17 protein-coding genes and 1 tRNA gene are annotated in these 18933 nt (G+C 67.7%); 10 read left to right on the top strand and 8 right to left on the bottom strand.

Going from position 1 to position 18933, the window contains the following annotated elements; all coding sequences use genetic code 11:
* Positions 1-52: 52 nt before the first annotated feature.
* Positions 53-1108 carry a potassium channel family protein gene (locus ACFQ9R_RS15770; RefSeq protein WP_378991330.1) on the top strand — a complete coding sequence of 352 codons (1056 nt, stop codon included), beginning with the start codon at positions 53-55 and terminating at the stop codon, positions 1106-1108.
* A 47-nt stretch (positions 1109-1155) separates the two neighbouring features.
* Positions 1156-2049, top strand: a complete 894-nt coding sequence (gene nudC / locus ACFQ9R_RS15775; RefSeq protein ID WP_378991624.1) for an NAD(+) diphosphatase — start codon at positions 1156-1158, stop codon at positions 2047-2049.
* A 9-nt stretch (positions 2050-2058) separates the two neighbouring features.
* Here nudC and ACFQ9R_RS15780 read toward each other — a convergent pair whose 3' ends face one another.
* Positions 2059-2292 (bottom strand): mycoredoxin, encoded by a 234-nt coding sequence (locus tag ACFQ9R_RS15780; RefSeq protein WP_143876199.1) that lies wholly within the window; start codon positions 2290-2292, stop codon positions 2059-2061.
* A 111-nt stretch (positions 2293-2403) separates the two neighbouring features.
* On the opposite strand from ACFQ9R_RS15780, the gene ACFQ9R_RS15785 reads away from it, so the two are divergent.
* From ACFQ9R_RS15785 to ACFQ9R_RS15795, 3 genes are all read left to right on the top strand, one after another.
* Positions 2404-4560: an ATP-dependent DNA helicase UvrD2 gene (locus ACFQ9R_RS15785; protein WP_378991332.1), complete on the top strand. Its 2157-nt coding sequence runs from the start codon at positions 2404-2406 to the stop codon at positions 4558-4560.
* A 110-nt stretch (positions 4561-4670) separates the two neighbouring features.
* Positions 4671-5003 (top strand): hypothetical protein, encoded by a 333-nt coding sequence (locus tag ACFQ9R_RS15790; RefSeq protein WP_378991334.1) that lies wholly within the window; start codon positions 4671-4673, stop codon positions 5001-5003.
* A 138-nt stretch (positions 5004-5141) separates the two neighbouring features.
* Positions 5142-5465 carry a WhiB family transcriptional regulator gene (locus ACFQ9R_RS15795; RefSeq protein WP_378632852.1) on the top strand — a complete coding sequence of 108 codons (324 nt, stop codon included), beginning with the start codon at positions 5142-5144 and terminating at the stop codon, positions 5463-5465.
* A gap of 64 nt (positions 5466-5529) precedes the next feature.
* On the opposite strand, the gene ACFQ9R_RS15800 is transcribed toward ACFQ9R_RS15795, so the two are convergent.
* Positions 5530-6114 (bottom strand): helix-turn-helix domain-containing protein, encoded by a 585-nt coding sequence (locus ACFQ9R_RS15800; RefSeq protein ID WP_378991335.1) that lies wholly within the window; start codon positions 6112-6114, stop codon positions 5530-5532.
* A 195-nt stretch (positions 6115-6309) separates the two neighbouring features.
* Between ACFQ9R_RS15800 and ACFQ9R_RS15805 the strand changes: the two genes are divergently transcribed.
* A complete protein-coding gene (locus tag ACFQ9R_RS15805; protein ID WP_378991337.1) occupies positions 6310-7413 on the top strand; it encodes an aryl-sulfate sulfotransferase in 1104 nt (367 codons plus the stop codon).
* A complete protein-coding gene (locus ACFQ9R_RS15810; protein WP_378991338.1) occupies positions 7401-8714 on the top strand; it encodes a uracil-xanthine permease family protein in 1314 nt (437 codons plus the stop codon). The genes ACFQ9R_RS15805 and ACFQ9R_RS15810 overlap by 13 nt, the downstream gene beginning before the upstream one ends.
* Positions 8715-8736: 22 nt before the next feature.
* On the opposite strand, the gene ACFQ9R_RS15815 is transcribed toward ACFQ9R_RS15810, so the two are convergent.
* The 3 genes from ACFQ9R_RS15815 to ACFQ9R_RS15825 form a co-directional block, all read right to left on the bottom strand.
* A complete protein-coding gene (locus ACFQ9R_RS15815) occupies positions 8737-10086 on the bottom strand; it encodes an ABC1 kinase family protein (protein ID WP_378991626.1) in 1350 nt (449 codons plus the stop codon).
* A gap of 61 nt (positions 10087-10147) precedes the next feature.
* The gene (locus ACFQ9R_RS15820) at positions 10148-11023 is read right to left on the bottom strand and encodes a TOMM precursor leader peptide-binding protein (RefSeq protein WP_378991339.1); all 876 of its coding nucleotides are present in this window, start codon (positions 11021-11023) and stop codon (positions 10148-10150) included.
* Positions 11024-11231: 208 nt separating this feature from the next.
* On the bottom strand, positions 11232-12689 hold the full coding sequence (locus ACFQ9R_RS15825; protein ID WP_378991340.1) for a zinc-dependent metalloprotease: 1458 nt from the start codon (positions 12687-12689) through the stop codon (positions 11232-11234).
* 127 nt (positions 12690-12816) lie between these two features.
* On the opposite strand from ACFQ9R_RS15825, the gene ACFQ9R_RS15830 reads away from it, so the two are divergent.
* Positions 12817-13842 (top strand): PDZ domain-containing protein, encoded by a 1026-nt coding sequence (locus ACFQ9R_RS15830; RefSeq protein ID WP_378991342.1) that lies wholly within the window; start codon positions 12817-12819, stop codon positions 13840-13842.
* Here the strand turns inward: ACFQ9R_RS15830 and ACFQ9R_RS15835 are convergent, their stop codons facing one another.
* Positions 13843-14421 carry a PPA1309 family protein gene (locus ACFQ9R_RS15835; RefSeq protein WP_378991343.1) on the bottom strand — a complete coding sequence of 193 codons (579 nt, stop codon included), beginning with the start codon at positions 14419-14421 and terminating at the stop codon, positions 13843-13845.
* A gap of 156 nt (positions 14422-14577) precedes the next feature.
* Here ACFQ9R_RS15835 and ACFQ9R_RS15840 point away from each other — a divergent pair, with 156 nt between their 5' ends.
* On the top strand, positions 14578-17559 hold the full coding sequence (locus ACFQ9R_RS15840) for a UPF0182 family protein (RefSeq protein WP_378652411.1): 2982 nt from the start codon (positions 14578-14580) through the stop codon (positions 17557-17559).
* 73 nt (positions 17560-17632) lie between these two features.
* Here the strand turns inward: ACFQ9R_RS15840 and ACFQ9R_RS15845 are convergent, their stop codons facing one another.
* Positions 17633-18175: a transglycosylase family protein gene (locus tag ACFQ9R_RS15845; protein ID WP_378991345.1), complete on the bottom strand. Its 543-nt coding sequence runs from the start codon at positions 18173-18175 to the stop codon at positions 17633-17635.
* A 356-nt stretch (positions 18176-18531) separates the two neighbouring features.
* Here ACFQ9R_RS15845 and ACFQ9R_RS15850 point away from each other — a divergent pair.
* Positions 18532-18605: transfer RNA gene (locus tag ACFQ9R_RS15850), tRNA-Met, on the top strand.
* A 56-nt stretch (positions 18606-18661) separates the two neighbouring features.
* On the opposite strand, the gene ACFQ9R_RS15855 is transcribed toward ACFQ9R_RS15850, so the two are convergent.
* On the bottom strand, positions 18662-18919 hold the full coding sequence (locus tag ACFQ9R_RS15855) for an HPr family phosphocarrier protein (protein ID WP_378991347.1): 258 nt from the start codon (positions 18917-18919) through the stop codon (positions 18662-18664).
* Between the last annotated feature and the right edge of the window lie 14 nt (positions 18920-18933).

Genomic DNA, 18933 nt, shown 5'->3' on the forward strand with positions numbered 1-18933 from the left:
GTACCCAGGCCGAAAACCCGCGGCGCCAGCCGCCAGAAATACAGGAGCAGGCATGTTCGGTGACACGCGCAACCCGGTCGGGTTGAGCAGCAGTCCCGACTACGCCCTGGTCGGTCTGTTGCGGATCCCGGCGGCGCAGTCCAGCCCGTGGGTTTCGCTCACCCGTCGCGTGTTGTTCGCGATCGCACTGCTGTTCACCGCCGCGACAGTGGTCTACGTCGGCCGCCACGGCTACAGCGACAACACCGGCGACGAGCTGTCGTTCCTGGACGCGATGTACTACGCCACGGTGTCGCTGTCGACCACCGGCTACGGCGATATCGCCCCGGTGACCCCGTCGGCGCGGTTGGTGAACATCATCGTCATCACCCCCCTGCGCGTCCTGTTCCTCATCGTGTTGGTCGGTACCACTCTCGGCGTGCTGACCGAACGGTCGCGGCAGGCATTCAAGATTCAGCGATGGAGGCACACCGTGCGTAATCACACCGTCGTCGTCGGCTACGGCACCAAGGGCCGGACCGCGATCGATGCGATGGTCGGTGACGGGATCCAGGTGTCCGACATCGTGGTGGTCGACACCGATCCCATCGCGCTCGAGGCCGCTGCCGCGGCGGGCCTGGTGACCGTGCACGGTTCGGCGACCAAGTCCGATGTGCTGCGACTGACCGGTGTGCAGCGTGCCGCCGCGGTCGTCGTCGCCACCAATCGCGACGACACCGCCGTGCTGGTGACGCTCACCGCGCGCGAACTGAACAAGACGGCCAAGATCTCGGTGGCCATCCGCGAAGCGGAGAACACCCACCTGGTCCGCCAGTCCGGCGCCGACTCGGTGGTGGTGTCCTCGGAGACCGCGGGCAGGCTGCTCGGTATCGCCACCACCACGCCGACGGTCGTGGAGATGATGGAAGACCTGCTCACGCCCGAGCAGGGCTTCGCCGTCGCCGAACGCGAGGTGGAGACGACCGAAGTGGGCGGATCGCCGCGCCATCTCAGCGATATCGTGCTCGGTGTGGTGCGCAACGGCGCGCTGATCAGGGTCGGCGAACCCGAGGTCGATGCCCTCGACACCGGCGACAAACTGCTCTACATCCGTCGCGCCGGAAAGTAGTCGGCCGCCCGGGCGCACCCGCGCCCGCGCCTTCGCTCTATGCTCGGATCGTGTCGTTCCGGCTGAAAAACGTTCCGCTGCTGTCACGTTCCACCATCGACCGGGCCGAGCACGCCCGGCTCGATCCCGGCGCCCTGCGCGAAGGGTGGGGGAAAGCGAAGATTCTGCGTATCGACGCGCGGGGGAAAGTGCGGGTCGAGGACGGCAAGATCGTCCTCGACGCTGCCGTCTCGGTGGCGCAGGAGCCCGGTGAGGGCGCGGTGTTCCTCGGTGCCGCCGATGGCAGCCACCTGTGGGCGGTGCGAGCGAACGATCTGGACGGCACCCTGAAGGATCTGCGAACCCTCGGCGCTGTCGACGATTTCACCGCGGAACTGCTGTCCACCGCGTACGCGCTGCTCAACTGGCACGATCGGGCCGGGTATCACGGCGGCGACGGCACGGCGACCACGACGGCGCGCGGCGGTTGGTCGCGGCTGACCGCGGCAGGCGAGGAAGAGTTCCCACGGATCGACCCCGCCGTGATCTGCCTGGTCCACGACGGCGCCGATCGGGTGCTGCTGGCCCGTCAGCAGAGCTGGCCGGAGACGATGTTCTCACTGCTGGCAGGCTTCGTCGAAGCCGGTGAATCGCTGGAGCACTGCGTGGAACGCGAGGTCCGCGAGGAGGTCGGTGTCGACCTGCGCGAGATCGAGTATCTCGGCAGCCAGCCGTGGCCGTTCCCGCGCTCGCTGATGGTCGGCTTCGCCGCGGTCGGCGACCCCGCCCAGGAACTCGTGTTCTCCGATGGCGAGATCGCCGAGGCGCACTGGTTCACCCGCGAGGAGGTCCGCGCGGCACTGCGGCTCGGCGACTGGTCGGCGCGCGAACCCGGCGCCCGGCTGCTCGTCCCCGGGTCCATCTCGATCGCGCGCTCGATCATCGAGTCCTGGGCGGACTGACGCGGCGAATCAGGCCTGCTGGGCGGCCAATGCCTGCTTGACCGCGGCCAGCGATGGGTTGGTCGCGGTGGAGCCGTCGCGGTACTTGATCGTCGGCACGACGTGGTTGCCGTTGTTGACGCTGCCGACGAACTCGGCCGAAGCGGGATCGTCCTCGATATCGATCACCGAGTAGGTGATGCCCGCCTCGTCGAGCTGGGTCCGCAGGCGCCGGCAGTAGCCGCACCAGGTGGTCGAGTACATCGTCAGATCTGGGGTTGCTTCAGTCACGGGATGTGCAACGTCGCGAGGTGGCGCTGTGTTCCTTGCCCCTGCATCCGCGGGCGTCGCGGCACGTTGTCGGTGGGCGCTGTCATGATGGTGCGCGTGCCAGCACTCGATCTCACCGCCCTCGACCCGGAACAGGCCGCCGCGGTGCGGGCACCGAGGGGGCCGGTCTGTGTTCTCGCGGGTGCGGGGACCGGTAAGACCAGGACGATCACGCATCGGATCGCGCACCTGATCGCGGGCGGGCATGTGAAGGCCGACCAGGTGCTGGCGGTGACGTTCACCGCACGCGCGGCGGGAGAGATGCGCAATCGGCTGCGCACGATGGGACTCGGGGGCGATGCCGGGCAGGTGCAGGCGCGCACCTTCCACGCCGCGGCGCTGCGGCAGTTGCGGTATTTCTGGCCGCAGGTGGTGGGGGATGTGCCGTGGCGGTTGATCGACAGCAAGTTCCCCATCGTCTCGCAGGCCGCGCAGCGGGCGGGGCTGCGTGCCTCCACCGAAATGGTGCGCGACCTGCTCAGCGAGATCGAATGGGCCAAGGCGTCGCTGATCGCCCCGGAGGACTATCCGGCCGCTGCCGCCAGACATCATCGTGACGCGCCGGTCGACGTCGCCAAGGTCGCCGAGGTGTACCAGGGCTACGAATCCGCGAAAGCCTCCGCCGACGGCCTGCTGCTCGACTTCGACGACCTGCTCCTGCACACCGCGGCCGCACTCGAGGACTATCCGGCCGTCGCCGACGAATTCCGCGGTCGCTATCGCAGTTTCGTCGTCGACGAATACCAGGACGTGACGCCGCTACAGCAGCGAGTGCTCGACGCGTGGCTGGGCGAGCGCGACGACCTGACCGTGGTCGGCGACGCGAACCAGACCATCTACTCGTTCACCGGGGCCACCCCGTCCTACCTGCTCGATTTCTCCCGGCGCTTCCCCGACGCCACCGTGGTGCGGCTCGAACGCGACTACCGGTCGACACCCCAGGTGGTGTCGCTGGCCAACCAGGTCATCGGTGCGGCGCGCGGACGCATCGCGGGCACCCGCCTTGCCCTGATCGGTCAGCGATCCGACGGGCCCGAGCCGGAATTCGCCGAGTACGCCGACGCGCAGGCCGAGGCCGTCGCGGTCGCCGGGCGGATCGAGAAGCTGATCGCCGCCGGAACCCCGGCGTCCGAGATCGCGGTGCTGTACCGGACCAACGCGCTGTCGGAACCGTTCGAACAGGTGCTCGGGGCGCGGGAGATTCCGTTCCAGGTGCGCGGCGGCGAGGGGTTCTTCCAGCGTCAGGAAGTGCGGCAGGCGGTGTCGGCGCTGCGCCAGGTCGACGCTCGCGACGATCTGCCCGACGCGGCGCGCAGTGGGTCGTCGCTGATCACGCTGGTGCGGGCCGCGCTGGCGCCGGTCGGGCTGACCGCGGAGGAACCGGCCGGTGCGCAGGCGAAGGAACGCTGGTCGGCGCTGCTGGCGCTGGTGCAGCTCACCGAGGAACTGGTCAGCCACGACGACGACATGGATCTCACCGCGCTGCTGCGCGAGCTCGCGACCCGCGCGGAGGCCAAGCATCCGCCGATCGTCGACGGTGTCACTCTGGCTTCGCTGCACGCGGCGAAGGGCCTGGAATGGGACGCGGTGTTCCTGGCCGGGCTCACCGACGGCACGCTGCCGATCTTCCATGTGCTCGGCCGGAAGAACGCGCCCGTCGACGAAGCGGGACTGGAGGAGGAGCGCCGGCTGCTCTATGTCGGTGTCACGCGGGCACGCGAACATCTGAGCCTGTCGTGGACCCAAAGGCGGCTGCAAGCGAGCGGTGACTATCGGCCGGTGACCCGGTCGCGGTTCCTCAACGGGTTGATTCCGGACAGTTCGGCGGCCTCGCGGATCGCCGTGGAAGTCCCGGTCAAGGCCGACACCCCGCGTCCACTGTGCCGGGTGTGCCTCAAGCCGCTGATCGGCACCTATGCCACCATGCTCGGCCGGTGCAGGCGCTGCCCGGGCGAGGTCGACCCGCAGCTGCTCGAGGCACTGAAGGAATGGCGAGCCGAGAAGGCCGAAGCGTTGCAGCGGCGCGACTTCGTGGTGTTCACCGACACCACCCTCACCGCCATCGCCGAACAGCTGCCCGCCGACGACGCCGCGCTGGCGGCCATCGCCGGCATCGGCGCGAAGAAGATCGAACAGTACGGTGCCGATGTGCTCGCCATCGTTGCGTCACGTTTGCGGGCAACAGCACAAAACCCCAGGTAGAAAATAAGTTGTTCGGTTCTCGATCATTGCCTATGGTGGAGAACACGCACCGAGAGTGATCCCGGTGCGCGGTAATTGTTCACACACGAGTTCAGGAGGGAGGCAGACACATGAACACGAACACGAACACCACGTTCGATGCGATGAGCAATCGCGTCCTGGTGAACGGATTTGTCATGTCCGCCTCCCGGGGGGTCCTCGCTCTGCAGGGGACCGGCCTGTCCGGCGTCGATGCCAAAGCTGTGCCGATGACTGTCGTTCATCAGCACACTCCGATTCGTCTCCAGGACAAGCCCAACGTGGGTTGGCAGCCGACCGCCGTCGCGGCACCGGCAGCAATCGCCGAGGAAGCCGGTTACGCACCGGAGTTCACCGGCGCAATCCGCCTCCGCGTCCACCCAGCGACCGTGATCAGGTCTCGACAGAGATGTCGAACTAGGTAGGGAACACCTCCCAGACCTCCTGGCCACGGATCGCGAGAAGCGAAAACCGTGGCCATCTTTATTTCGGCTCCTCAGCCGTTGGCACCGGGTTCGCACACCGAACATTCGACCGCTGCAAACGAGCTGAAGGAGAACGACGTGTTCACCGCCCAGGACTGGCCGACGGCCACTACTGACGTGACATGCCGAACCGTGGCGCAGACCCCTCGCGTCCGTGAGGTCACCAAGACTCTGCCCTGTAGGGGCGGAAACCCCGATCTGTGGTTCGCCGAGAGCCCCACCGATCTCGAGCAGGCCAAGGAACTGTGCGCGGCCTGCCCGATCCGCAAGGGCTGCCTGACCGCGGCCATCGATCGTGCCGAGCCGTGGGGCGTGTGGGGCGGTGAGATCTTCGACCAGGGTGTCGTGATCGCCCGCAAGCGCCCCCGCGGTCGCCCGCGCAAGGTCGCGATCGTGGCATGAACCCGGGAAAAGGGTTGTACCGCAAGCGAACCGCTCACCTCGTCATGGTGAGCGGTTCGTTTTGCTATATGCGGGATGCGCGTTTGACGGTGCGACCGTCGGCGACGGCGAGGACCAATGTGGTGGTGTCCGGGGAGTGCGCCCACCACCTGTGCTTCTCACCCGCGCGGCAGTAATAGGTGTCACCGGCGCCGAGGTCGTGTTCGGTGCCCTCGGCGATCAGGGAGATCCGGCCGCGGATCACGTGGATGATCTCGTCGGATCGGTGGACGAAATCGCGGTCACCGCGATCGGTGCCGCCGGTGAATTCCAGGGCGCGCAGGTCGCGGTCACCGTGGACGAGGGACCGTACGGTGCCCGCACCGGGCTCGGTTTGGGGCAGGGCGGTGTCGTCGGCGGCGCGGACCACGGCCGCGGGCGCGGTGTCGTCGGCCGCGGCCAGCAGGGCTGTCGCGGTGGTCGAGAGGGCGTCGGCGATCAGCTGGAGCGAGCGCAGGCTGGTGTTGGTCCGGCCGTTCTCGAGTTGGCTCAGAAATGACTGGGACAGACCGGTTTCGGTGGCAAGGCGGGCGAGGGTGTATTCGGCGGCGAGGCGCCGATCGCGGATCACGGTGCCGAGTTGCCGATTCCGGATGTGCTCACTGGCCACTGATCGCCTCCGTGTCCTCGGTCCTGGCTGTGCGTGTGACTGTAGTGAATTTTCAGTGCCCGCAACCGGTGCTGGTCCGCTGTTTCGGTGTCCGACCAGGGGGTGAGCCGGTTTCGCGCACCATGATCGGAACGGTTCCCGTGTGCGCGATTCTACTGAATATTCAGTGGGGTCGAATATTCAGGAAGAGGCGGCATGGAACAGAACACCCTCAAGCGCCGGGGCATCGGGCTGATCGGCAGCGATGCCGAGCTGGCCTCGCCCGGCTTCACGCTCTACGCGCCGCTGGCGGGCAACGGCCGAGTCGACCTGGTCGACCTCGACGGCGCGATCGTCCACCAGTGGCACCTGCCCTACCGCCCGGGCAGACACGCCCGCATCCTCGCCGACGGCTCCCTCGCCTACAACGGTGCGACCCTGGCCCGTGCACCCCTGTTCGCCATGTGGCGCAAGTACTCCGGCGGTTCGATGGCCCGCTACGACCACACCGGTGCCCAACTGTCCGAGATCCGCGACGATCTGGCCCACCACGACGCCCACCACTACGACGACGGGCGCGTGCTCTACGCCGCAGTGCAGCCGCTCACCGGCGCCGACGCGGCACGGATCCAGGGCGGTGTGCCCGGCACCGAAGCCGACGGGATCGTCTGGTCCGATGTGATCCGCGAGGTCGGCCCCGACGGCGCGCCGATCTGGGAGTGGCGCGCGGTCGAGCATCTCGATCCCGCGAAATTCGCGCTGCAGCCGCACTATTGGCGTGAGCACTGGCCGCTGATCAACAGCGTGTACCCGCTCGACGAGCACACGGTGGTGGCCAGTCTGCGCAGTGTCTCCGCGGTGATCCTGATCGATCGGCGCACCGGCGCGGTCACCGAGCTCGCCGACCGCGACACCGTCGCTCAACAGCATCACGCCACCCCGCTCGGCGACGGCCAGATCCTGGTGTTCGACAACGGCACCTTCCGCACCGGAGAGTCGGTCACCTACAGCCGCGTCATCGAAATAGACGCTGCTACCGGCGAAGTCGGGTGGACCTATCAGGACTCCCCGCGTGAGGCGTTCTTCACTCCCTTCATGGGTGGCGCGCAGCGGCTGCCCAACGGCAACACGCTGATCACCGAGGCGGCGTTCGGCCGGATCTTCGAGGTGACCCCGGAACGGGAGATCTGCTGGGAGTACGTGGTGCCCTCGTTCACCGAATACCCCGATCCCGATACCGCCCAGGTGTTTCCGGGTATCTCCAACGCGATCTTCCGTGCCTACCGTTACCGCGCCGAGGAACTCCCATGGCTGCGGTGACCGAACCGATGGTGGCGCCGGTCGACGAGATTCCGCCCGCGGGCCGGGCTTTCGCCGGTGCACTACAGCACCTGGTGGTGATGATCGCGATGCCGCTCACCTCGGTGCTGCTGATCAGCCGCAGCCTGCACCTGGACGACGAGGCGGCCCGCGCCCTGCTCTGTGGCGCACTGCTTTTCAGCGGTATCGGCACCATCCTGCAGTCCGGGGGCCGATACGGTCTCGGAGCCGGGCTGCCGTTCGTCATGCTGCCCGGTGGCGCGGCGGTGGTGCTGTTCATCCAGACCGCGCAGACCTACGACCCCGCCACCGCCACCGGCGCGGTACTGATCACCGCGGTCGCGGGCATCGCGCTGGTGCCGATCGCGCGCAAGCTGGTGCGGTTCCTGCCGATGGTCGTGATCGCGAGCATGATCCTGGTGATCGGGGTGAACCTGGTGAAGGTCGGCGCGAATCTGATCACCTCCGCCGACGACCCCACCCCGGTCAGGTCGGTGACCATCGCCGGGGTGACGATCGCGGCGACAGTGCTGGCACACCGTTTCCTGCCTCCCGGTTGGCGACGCGTGTCGGTGCTGATCGGGATGGGGGTCGGGACCGCGGTGGCGGCGGCGCTCGGCCGATTCACGCTCGCCCCGGGTGACGCGCTGGTGCAACTGCCGGAGCCGCTGCTGTTCGGCGCACCGCATTTCGACCTGCTGGCGGCCGTGCCGCTGCTGGTGTTCAGCATCGGCTCGATGGCCGAGGCCACCGGGCAAACGGTGCTCAACGCGCAGGTCGTCGGCAAGCAGATCGACACCGCGCCGACGGTCGGGCGCACGATCCGCGGTGACGCTGTCACCTCCCTGTTCTCCGGGCTGTTCGGTGGACCGACCATGGTGACCAGCGGTGAGAACATCGGGCTGATCCGGCTCACCGGTGTTCGCAGTCGCTACGTCACCGCGCTGACCGGCCTGATGTTGATCCTGGCCGCGTTCGTGGCGCCGGTCGGCCGGATCGTGAATTCGCTACCCGGTCCTGTCGTCGGCGCGACGGCGGCCATCGTGTTCGCCACGATCATCGCTTCCGCGATCGGCTTGTTCCGCGAAGTCGACCTGAACGACGACGCGGCCCTGCTCACCACCACCGCGGCCCTCACCGCGGGCCTGCTGCCGATTCTGGTTCCCGCCCTCTATCGCGGCTTCCCCGCCGATCTGAAGCTGCTACTCGGCAGCGGAGTCACCATGGCCGCCGTGGTCGGCATCGCGGTGCACGTGCTGTGCACGGTGGGCCGACGCTCGTCCAGGGCTTCCGTCGACTGAGACGCCCCGGGTGAGGGTGCGCCTACGACGCCTGTTCGGCGCGGAAGCCCGGCACCCAGGTGCGGACCAGGTTCATGAAGCCGAGTTCCGCGTCGAGCTGGGCCAAGATGCCGACCGAGCCACCGAGCACCCGGAAGACAGTGAGGTACTCGGCCGGAAGTTGCAGGGCACGAGCGGTTTTCATCTCCGGGCTGGAGAACTCGGAGGCCTTGCCCGCCACCCGCTGCATCCACGAGCGGGTGAAGTGGAACGTGTCGGTGCGAATCGGGTCGCTGAACGGGCGCAGGTACGCCTCGATCTCCTCGTGGGTCACCACCCGGCCGGGAATGACCCAGCCGTGCTCGTAGAGCAACTCGGTGAGGGCCGCGTGCTCGTCGGCGACAGCGAGGGCCAGCATGCGGCCCAGGATCTCCGGGAAGCCGTCCGGCATCGGCGCACACGCGCCGAAGTCGAGCACGGCCAAGGTGCCGTCGGCCCGCACCAGGAAATTGCCGGGGTGCGGGTCGCCGTGCAGCAGGCCGACCAGTTCGGGCGAGCTGAAGTGGAAGGTTCCCATCAGCTCGGCGATCCGGTTGCGCTGCGCCCGGGTGCCCTCGGGATCCTCCGCGCCTGCCTTGATCAGCGCCGACACCGGGGTGCCGTCGAGCCATTCGGTGACGATCACCTTCGGCGCGCCCGCCACCACCTTCGGGATCGCGATGGTGGGGTGGCCATCGAACGCGGCGGCGAAGCGGCGCTGGTTGGCGGCCTCGATGCGGTAGTCGAGTTCTTCCTCGGTGCGTTCGGTGATCTCGGCGAGCAGCGGCTTCACATCGGCGCCGGGGATCACCGACGAGAGCAGCCCGGTCATCCGCGACAGCGTCTTCAGGTCGGCGCGCAGCGCGTCGTCGGCGCCCGGATACTGCACCTTCACCGCCACCGCGCGGCCGTCGGACCAGACCGCGCGATGCACCTGGCCGATGCTGGCCGAGGCGGCCGGGGTGTCGTCGAAGGACGCGAAGCGTTCCCGCCACTTGGTGCCCAGCTGCTGGTCGAGCACGCGGTGCACCGTCTCGGCGGGCATCGGCGGTGCGGCGGCCTGGAGCTTGGTCAGCGCCTCGCGATAGTGCTCGCCGAACTCCTCCGGGACCGCGGCCTCCATCACGCTCAGCGCCTGCCCGAACTTCATCGCGCCGCCCTTGAGCTCACCGAGCACGGTGAACAGCTGCTCGGCTGCTTTCTGGTTCAGGTTCGCGTTGATCTGCTTCTTGTCACCACCGACGAGCTTCTTGCCGAACCCGACAGCGGCTCGTCCGGCGATGCCGAGCGGAATCTTGGCCAACTTGGCATTGCGGCTGGAACTGCGGCGCACGATCTCGGACACGGTACCCATCATGGCCGAACTCGCGGGGTGTGTGCCATAAGAATGCTCACACCGGCTGATGCGACGCCCGTCACCGGGCGGTTTCCGGCGCGCGGGAGGTCATGTTCCGGCACCCGCATTCCTGATGTGGCAGCCACGGCCGGCGCTGGATCTCGTGGGTGTCGAGGTTCAATTCCACGGTGGCGTCGAGAGTGCGCGGTGGACGCCGCGGTGAACAGGCGACGATCGCCTCCAGTTCGCCGAGCGCCAGCGCGGTCGTCGCCGCGATGCCCGCCGGGGATGCGTGCCCGGTGCGGCCCAGTAGCTGGGCGGCCAGATGCGGCCAGTCGTGATCGAATCCGGCCCGGGTCAGGTCGGCACAGCGCAGGCAGCTGGTTTCGCCGGGCAGTACGAGCGGGCCGACCACGCCGACCCCGTCGCGAACTCGGACCTGCAGGTGCGGCACCCGGCGCAACACCAGATCCACCGACAGTCCGGGGTCGATCATCAACGCGTCGGTGAGTACCACCAGATCGCCCGTGGCGGTACCTGGCGGACTGTCGGGTCGGTACGCGCGCGAGCGGGTGGGGCGAAAACCCATGCGCCGCAATCCGATCGCTACGGCGTCCGAGAGCGGGCCGAGGCCGTGCACGGTGATACCGCGGATCTTGCCCAGCGCGGGTTCGGGCTCGAGCAGCAGGCCCGCACGCTCGATCGCGGTGAGCATGCCCATGGTGCGATCGGGGCTGATGCCGAATTCACCTGCCCGCCAGATGATCTGGGGCCGCGATTGCAAGCCGTCGAGCAGGCGGAGGAAGGCGAGAACGGTACCGGTGTCGTGATCGGTGGTTTCCAGCAGCAGTGCGCGTTCGGGGTCCCAGCCGAGCTGGACCGTGCCGGACGGGCGAACCAGGGTGGTCACTCGCGGGTTGAGCATCGGCCCGCGCAGTGGGGAAGTGGTCGTCATGCCAAAAGTATCGGCATCCGACAGCGGCGCGAGGTGCGCCGAAAGTGCAGTTATCCACAGGCTTTCGGCGTGTCGGCCGACGGATTCCGCAGTGTGAACAACCGCTGTACCGCGGGTCGTCGCCGCGTTTCGCGACGAACGTTAGCCTCGGAACCGTGTTGCGCCACCGAGATCGGAAGTTTCTCACCGACCTCGGCGGCGAGGTGGATCAGGCCTTGCCGGAATCCGAGTCGGAATCACCCTCGTAGCGCGGGGTTTCGTCGGAATCGGACTCTTCGGCCTCGGCTTTGCCGAGACCGGCCGCGTCGCGCTCCCGCGCCTCGGTCGCGGCCAGCTGGGCCAGCGGGTCGTCGAATGCGCCGGTGCTGCCACCGATGATGGAGTCGATGAACCCGGCGGGCGAGTCGAGATCAGTGGAATCGGGCAGCAGATCGGGGTGTTCCCACACCTTGTCGCGCCGCTCCATCCCCGCGTCGGTGGTGAGCCGCCGCCACAGCGCCGAGGCCTCACGCACCTTGCGCGGCCGCAACTCCAAGCCGACGAGCGTGGCGAATGTCTGTTCGGCGGGTCCGCCCGTCGCCCGGCGGCGACGCAGTGTCTCCGACAGCGCGTTCGCGCCCGGCAGACGCTCACCCACCGCGTCGCTGACCACGACATCGACCCAGCCCTCGATCAGCGCCAGCAGGGTCTCCAGACGCTCGAGCGCCTGCTTCTGCTCCGGCGTGGTCTGCGGTTCGAACGTGCCCTGGGAGAGCAGTTCCTCCAGCTTGGAGGGGTCGCTCAGCGACATCGGGTCGATGCCCTGCGCGGCTTCCTCGATCGCGGAGAAGTCCATCTTGATGCCGCGCGCGTAGTCCTCCACGGCGCCGAGCACCTGCTGACGCAGCCACGGCACGTGCGCGAAGAGCCGCTGGTGGGCGGCCTCGCGGGCAGCAAGGAAGACCATGATCTCGCTCTCGGGCTGCTCGAGCCCCTCGCTGAACGCCGAGATCGCGGTCGGCAGTAGCGCGGCGGTACCGGCCGGGCCCAGCGGCAGACCGATATCGGTGGAGGTCAGCACCTCCTTGGCCAGCTGGCCGAGCGCCTGACCGAGCTGGGAGCCGAACGCCAGCCCGCCCATCTGGCCGAGCATGCCGACCATCGGCCCGGCGAACTGCTTGGCCTCCTCGGGTAACTGCGCCGTCCACATGCCCGAGATCTGCTCGGCCACCGGATCGCACAGGCGCTTCCAGGTGGGCAGCGTCTCCTCGATCCAGTCGTTCGGGGTCCACGCGACCGTCTTGGTGGCGCCCGCGGGCAGCACCGTGGCGCCGTCGAGCCACAGTTCGGCCAGGTGCGCCGCGTCGGTCACCGCGGTCGTGGTCCCCGACGCGATCGGGGCGATGGTGGAGCCGAGCTGCTGGCGGGCCAGTCGCTTGGCGACGTCGTAGTTGACCGGGCCGGACTGCGCGCCGCCGGGACCCATGCCCTGGCCCATGCCGCTGATCATCTGCCCGAGCTGGCTCAGCATCTGGCCCAGCTGCGACGGATCGAAGCCGCCCGCACCGCCGGCGCCGCCCGCTCCGAACCCGAACGGATCGTTTCCGCCGGGTCCGTTGCCCTCGTCGCGACGCTTGCCGGAATCGTCGTCGTCGCCGGTCGAGAAGCCGAAGGGGAGATCGCTCATACCTCTTACGTTACGCGGGACCCCCGGGCCCACGGTGTTCGCGCATCGCGAAATCGCGCGACGACGCCCACGCCGTAAAGCGTGCCACTGCCGTCGGTCACGGGCGTTGATCACTACTGTGGTCCGAGTGAATCGTCGGATCCTCACCCTGATCGTCGCCCTCGTCCCTGTCCTCGTGCTCGGTGTGGCAGGCAGCGTGGTCACCGTGCCGTTCGTCGCGCTGGGCCCCGGCCCCACCTTCGACACCCTCGGCCAGGTCGAGGGCAAGCAGGTGGTCGATGTCACCGGCGCGCCACTGGATCCCACGAGCGGGCACCTGAACATGACGACCGTGTCGGTGCGCGACGGGCTGAACCTGTTCGAGGCGTTCGGGTTCTGGGCCAGCGGTGAGCACGGCCTTGTCCCACGCGCCGAGGTGTACCCGCCCGGCGTGTCACGCGAGGAGGTCGACAAGTCCAACCAACAGGACTTCAAGGATTCCGAGAGCGATGCCGAGGTCGCCGCGCTGCACTACCTGAAGATGCCGACGGTCGTGCTGGTCCGCGGACTCGGCGAGCAAGGCCCGGCCAACGGCGTGCTCGAGGTCGGTGACGAGCTGATCAGCATCGACGGCGCCCCGATCACCGCGCCCAAGGACGTGATCGACATCGTCGGCACCAAGGCGCCCGGCACCACCATCACCGTCGTCCACCGTCGCGGCGATCTCGAGCTGACCAGTCCGATCACCCTGGCGGCTCGCCCCGGTGACGAGGCGAAGGGCTACCTCGGCATCACCCCGGGCGAAGGCGGACGTCCGCCGTTGCAGGTCGAGTTCAACCTCGCCGATATCGGCGGACCGTCGGCCGGCCTGATGTTCAGCCTCTCGCTGGTCGACAAGCTCTCGCCGGGCGAACTCAACGGCGGCAAGTTCGTCGCGGGCACCGGCACCATCGACCAGGACGGCAAGGTCGGTCCGATCGGTGGCATCCAGTACAAGATGATCGCGGCGCGCGAGGCAGGCGCGGAAACCTTCCTGGTCCCCGCCGACAACTGCAACGAGGCCGGTCAGCGTGCTCCGGAGGGCCTGCGCTTGGTGAAGGTCGACACCCTCGACAGCGCGATCGCCGGACTGGCCGAGATCAACGCGGGTCGCGAGCCGATCGGCTGCAAGTAGTCACTCCAGCGTGTGATGCAGGGCCTCGACCAGGCCCGGTGCCAGGTTGGGGTAGGTGCGCAGGTCGAGGTCGCCGAAGCCGTCGTCGTCCTCGGGACGGATCTGCAGCAGGCACAGGGTGGCGCCCTGGCGCAGCACACCCGCGATGAGCCGGGCGTCGCGCCGACCCGGGTGCGCGTGCGCGGCGGCGCGCCCGGCCGCGTCGGCGGCCTCGTCATCGGCGAGTAGCGGAACCAGCGCGTCGTCGAGATCGCTCTCGGCGTCGGGCGGCAGCACCACGATCTCCTGCACCAGCACGCAGCCTTCGACCGCGGGCGGCCAGGTGGTGGTGGCCAGGAACTCGTCCAGCGCCATCGACCCGCCGGTGATGTCGTCGGGGAAGGCTTCCTGGGCCACGGGGGTCAGCTCGCTGCCGTCGTCGAGCTGGTCTTGCAGGTCCGGTTCGGCCGCGGCCAGATCGGCGGTCGGCACCAACGCGAACATCTGCGGCGGGTTTCCCCAGCCCTCGGCGTCGGCGAACTCGACGACCTCGCGCACACAGCGGGCGAGGAGAACTTCGGCGTGCTCGTCTTCGGTCACCCGCACATCCAATCATTTTCGGCCCAGACGCTTGCACGGTGTCCGATTTCCGTAGAGTGGGCGCAAACGGTCCGGCAACGGATCACCCGCAATATTCGGACTGCGGTGACTGCGCCGATCACGGTGTGGAACCGCCGGAGCATGGAGAGTGGCACCGTGGGCATGCGGCCCCCCACCGGCTTACCTTCGTTGTCCCGACGCAGCCGTGTGCTGCTGGTGACAGCAGTCGTCCTCGCGGCGCTGCTGCTGCTCGGGCCCCGCTTCACCGATGCCTATACCAATTGGTTGTGGTTCGGTGAGGTCGGTTATCGCAGTGTGTATCTCGGCGTGTTGCGCACGAGGCTGATGCTGTTCGTGGTCGTCGCGTTGCTCGTCGGCCTGGTGGTCTGGGCGGCGCTGCTGCTGGCCTATCGGTCACGTCCGGTCTTCGTGCCGGTCGCGGGGCCCAACGATCCGATCGCGCGCTACCGCACGACCGTGATGAGCAAGCTGCGGCTGTTCGGCGTCGGTATCCCGGTGCTGCTCGGCGTACTGTCGGGTTTGGTCGCGCAGTCGAACTGGGCGACGGTGCAGCTGTTCCTGCACGGTGGCGAGTTCGGTCAGCAGGACCCGCAGTTCCATCTCGACATCGGCTTCTACACCTTCGATCTGCCGTTCTACCGGATGGTGCTGAACTGGCTGTTCGTCGCCGTGGTGATCGCGTTCTTCGCGAACCTGGTGACCCACTATGTGTTCGGCGGCCTGCGGCTGGCCGGGCGTGAAGGCACTCTCACCAGGGCCGCGCGCGTGCAGCTCGCGGTGATCGCGGGAATCTTCGTGCTGCTCAAGGCGGTGGCGTACTGGTTCGACCGGTACGACCTGTTGTCGAGTACGCGTAAGGAGCCGACGTTCGGCGGTCCGTCGTTCACCGATATCAACGCGGTGCTGCCCGCCAAGCTGATCCTGTTGTCGATCGCGGTGATCTGCGCGATGGCGTTCTTCGCCGGGATCGTGCTGCGCGATCTGCGGGTTCCCGCGATGGCGGCCGCGCTGCTGGTGCTGTCGTCGATCCTGGTCGGTGCGGTGTGGCCGATGGTGGTCGAGCAGTTCTCGGTGCGCCCCAACGCCGCGGAGAAGGAAAGTCCGTATATCGAGCGCAATATCCAGGCGACTCGCGAGGCGTACGGGATCACCGACGACAAGGTCGAGTATCAGAACTACCAGGGTGAGAGCAGGAAGAGCCCGCTCGAGGTGCCTGCCGACGCGGCCACCATCGGCAACGCCCGACTGCTCGACCCGAATATCCTCTCGCCGACCTTCACCCAGCTCCAGCAGCGCAAGAACTTCTACGGCTTCCCCGAGTCGCTCGACATCGACCGCTACAGCCTCAACGGCGACGTCCAGGACTACATCGTGGCCGCGCGCGAGCTGCACCCGGCCGCGCTGTCGGGCAACCAGAAGGACTGGATCAACCAGCACACCGTCTACACCCATGGCAACGGCTTCGTCGCCGCGCCCGCCAACCGGGTCAACAAGCCGCAGTCCGAGGCCCAGAGTGCCACGGGCGGCAGTGATTCGGGCTATCCGCTGTTCATGGTGAGCGACCTGTTCACCAAGGTCGAAGACCAGCAGATCAAGGTCGAGCAGCCGCGGATCTACTACGGCGAGCTGATCGCGCAGACCGATCCCGACTACGCCATCGTCGGCACCGCGGAGGGCCAGGCGCCGCGGGAGTACGACTCCGATCAGGCGCAGTTCACCTATGACGGCAGCGGTGGCGTGCCGATCGGGAACTGGTTCAACCGGTTGGCCTTCGCGGCCAAGTACGCCGAGCGCAACATCTTGTTCTCGTCGGCGATCAGCGAGGACTCCAAGATCCTGTTCAACCGCGGTCCACGCGACCGGGTGCAGAAGGTCGCGCCGTGGTTGACCACCGACGGCAACGCCTACCCGGCAGTCGTCGGCGAGCGCGTGGTCTGGATCGTCGATGCCTACACCACGCTGGACAAGTACCCCTACGCCCAGCCGACGTCGCTCGACGGCGCGGTCGAGGACAGCATCGACAAGAAGACCGGGCGGGTCATCCCGCGCAAGGAGGTCAGCTACATCCGTAACTCGGTGAAGGCCACCGTCGACGCGTACGACGGCACCGTCACCCTGTACGAAACCGATACCACCGACCCGGTGCTCAAGGCCTGGCGCGGCGTGTTCCCCGATGCGGTGAAGCCGCAGAGCGAGATCTCGCCCGAGCTGCGCGCGCACTTCCGCTACCCGGAGGACCTGTTCAAGGTCCAGCGCGACATGCTCACGAAGTACCACGTGGACAACCCGCGTGAGTTCTTCACCAACAACGCGTTCTGGTCGGTGCCCAGTGATCCGACCATCGAGGGCGGCACGTTCAACCAGCCCCCGTATTACGTGTTGCTGGGTGACCCGAAGACCAACAAGCCGGTGTTCAACCTGACCTCGGCGATGGTCGGCTACAACCGGCAGTTCCTCTCGGCCTACATCTCGGTGCGGTCGGACCCCGACGGGTACGGCAAGTTCACCGTGTTGCAGCTGCCGGTGGAAACGCAGACGCAGGGTCCGCAGCAGACACAGAACTCGATGACCACCGCCGACGCGGTCTCCCGAGAGAAAACCCTGCTGTCGAACTCGAACAAGATCCGCTACGGCAACTTGCTCACGCTGCCGGTGGCCGACGGCGGCATCCTCTACGTGGAGCCGTTCTACAACGAGCGCAACACCGGTTCGTCGACCTTCCCGCAGCTGCTTCGCGTGCTGGTGAGCTATCGCGACGCGGCGGGCAGCGTGAAGGTGGGCTACGCGCCGACGCTGGCCGAGGCGCTGAACCAGGTGATGCCGGGTGCGGGTTCGCTGGCGACGCCGTTCGGTGGCGATCCGTCGGTGAAGCCGAAACCGGGGGCGATCCCGCCGGTCGACCAGGGCACGGTCACTCCGCCCGGTAACGGCACCACGCCGCAGCCGGGGACTACGCCGCCCGCTGGATCGACGCAGGAGGCCGCGGCCGCCGAGCTGAGCCGCAAGATCGAGGCGGTGCGCACGGCGATGCGGACGGGCAACTTCACCGATTTCGGTAAGGCGCTGGAAGAGCTGGATGCCGCGGTGAAGGCGTATCAGGACGCAGGCGGCCGGTAGCCGACCGCCGCATAGCAGCAAGAAAGGCCCCGTCTGGTCGACGGGGCCTTTCTTGTGCAGGGGGAACGGTGGATCAGCCGCCGATCGAGGCGATCAGCGGAGCGTTGGCGTCGAGCAGGGCCTGGTACTGACCCGCGACACCGTACTGGTCGGCCAGCGCCTTGCCCGTGGCCTTGGCCTGGTCGACGGCAGCCTGGACGTCGGTCTTGGCCTCGGCGGGCAGTTCGACCGGCAGTTCGACGGCGGGCTCCTCGACCACCTCGGGCTCGGATGCGCCCGACTGGAGGAACTGGCCGCAGTGCGGCCAGGCGCCGACGCCCTGGCTGGCGAGCACGTTCTCCGCGACGCGGATCTGCTCTTCCTTGCTGGCGTTGTGCGCCGAACCCTGGCCGCCGTTGGCCGCCCAGGTGCTCTGCGAGAACTGCAGGCCGCCGTAGTAACCGTTGCCGGTGTTGATGCCCCAGTTGCCACCGCTCTCGCACTGGGCGACGCCGTCCCAGTTGTAGGCGGCGGCGGAGGCGGTGCCGGTGGCGAGGCCGAACGGAACGGCAACAAGGGCGCCGGCGATGGCGACGACGCCAAGGGCGCGGGTGCTGAATTTCCGGGTCTCAGTCATGGGGGAGACGCTAACCAAAGAATCGACGCCGATCACATCTTGATAACGAGCGGATTCTATGAATGGAATAGTCGTCTTTTCGATGTTTACACTGCATAACCAGTGGGAATACCTAGATTCCGGTCAGTCTGTTATTGCGCCGTTATGTGTTCGGGATCACGAGGTGATAGTGACGCCACTCACTGAAACTCGGCCTCGCCCCGCGCGATTGCCGGAATGTGTGATGGCTGCCACAGTCGCGGGGTTCGATATGCGGTGTTGCCCGTCGAGGATTGGGCTTCTTGGTGATAAAACCCGTGTTGACCTCGCGATTTGGCGCCTGCGTGAACCTGTGTGTAATGTTGTGTTCACACCGACGCGGGGTGGAGCAGCTCGGTAGCTCGCTGGGCTCATAACCCAGAGGTCGCAGGTTCAAATCCTGTCCCCGCTACAAAGAAGAGGCCCGGAACCACTGGTTCCGGGCCTTTTCCGTTTCTCCGGGTCGGTTCAGGCGTCGAGGTCGCTGGCGACGAGCTCGGCGATCTTGTCCAGAGTCGGCTGATCGTCGCTGGTGATCACCACCTCGGCGCCCTGGCCCGCGCCGAGGGTCATGATCATCAGCGCGGAGCCCGCGTCTACCGGGTCGCCGCCCGTGAGCGCGATGGTGACGGGAACGCCTGCCGCGCCGACCGCTTCGGCGATGAGGGCCGCGGGGCGGGCGTGCAGGCCGACCGAGGAGCCGACGGTGACGGTGGTGCTTGCCATGGGATATCTCCTTG

The sequence above is a fragment of the Nocardia sp. NPDC056541 genome (assembly GCF_042794235.1).
Taxonomy (GTDB): Bacteria; Actinomycetota; Actinomycetes; order Mycobacteriales; family Mycobacteriaceae; genus Nocardia.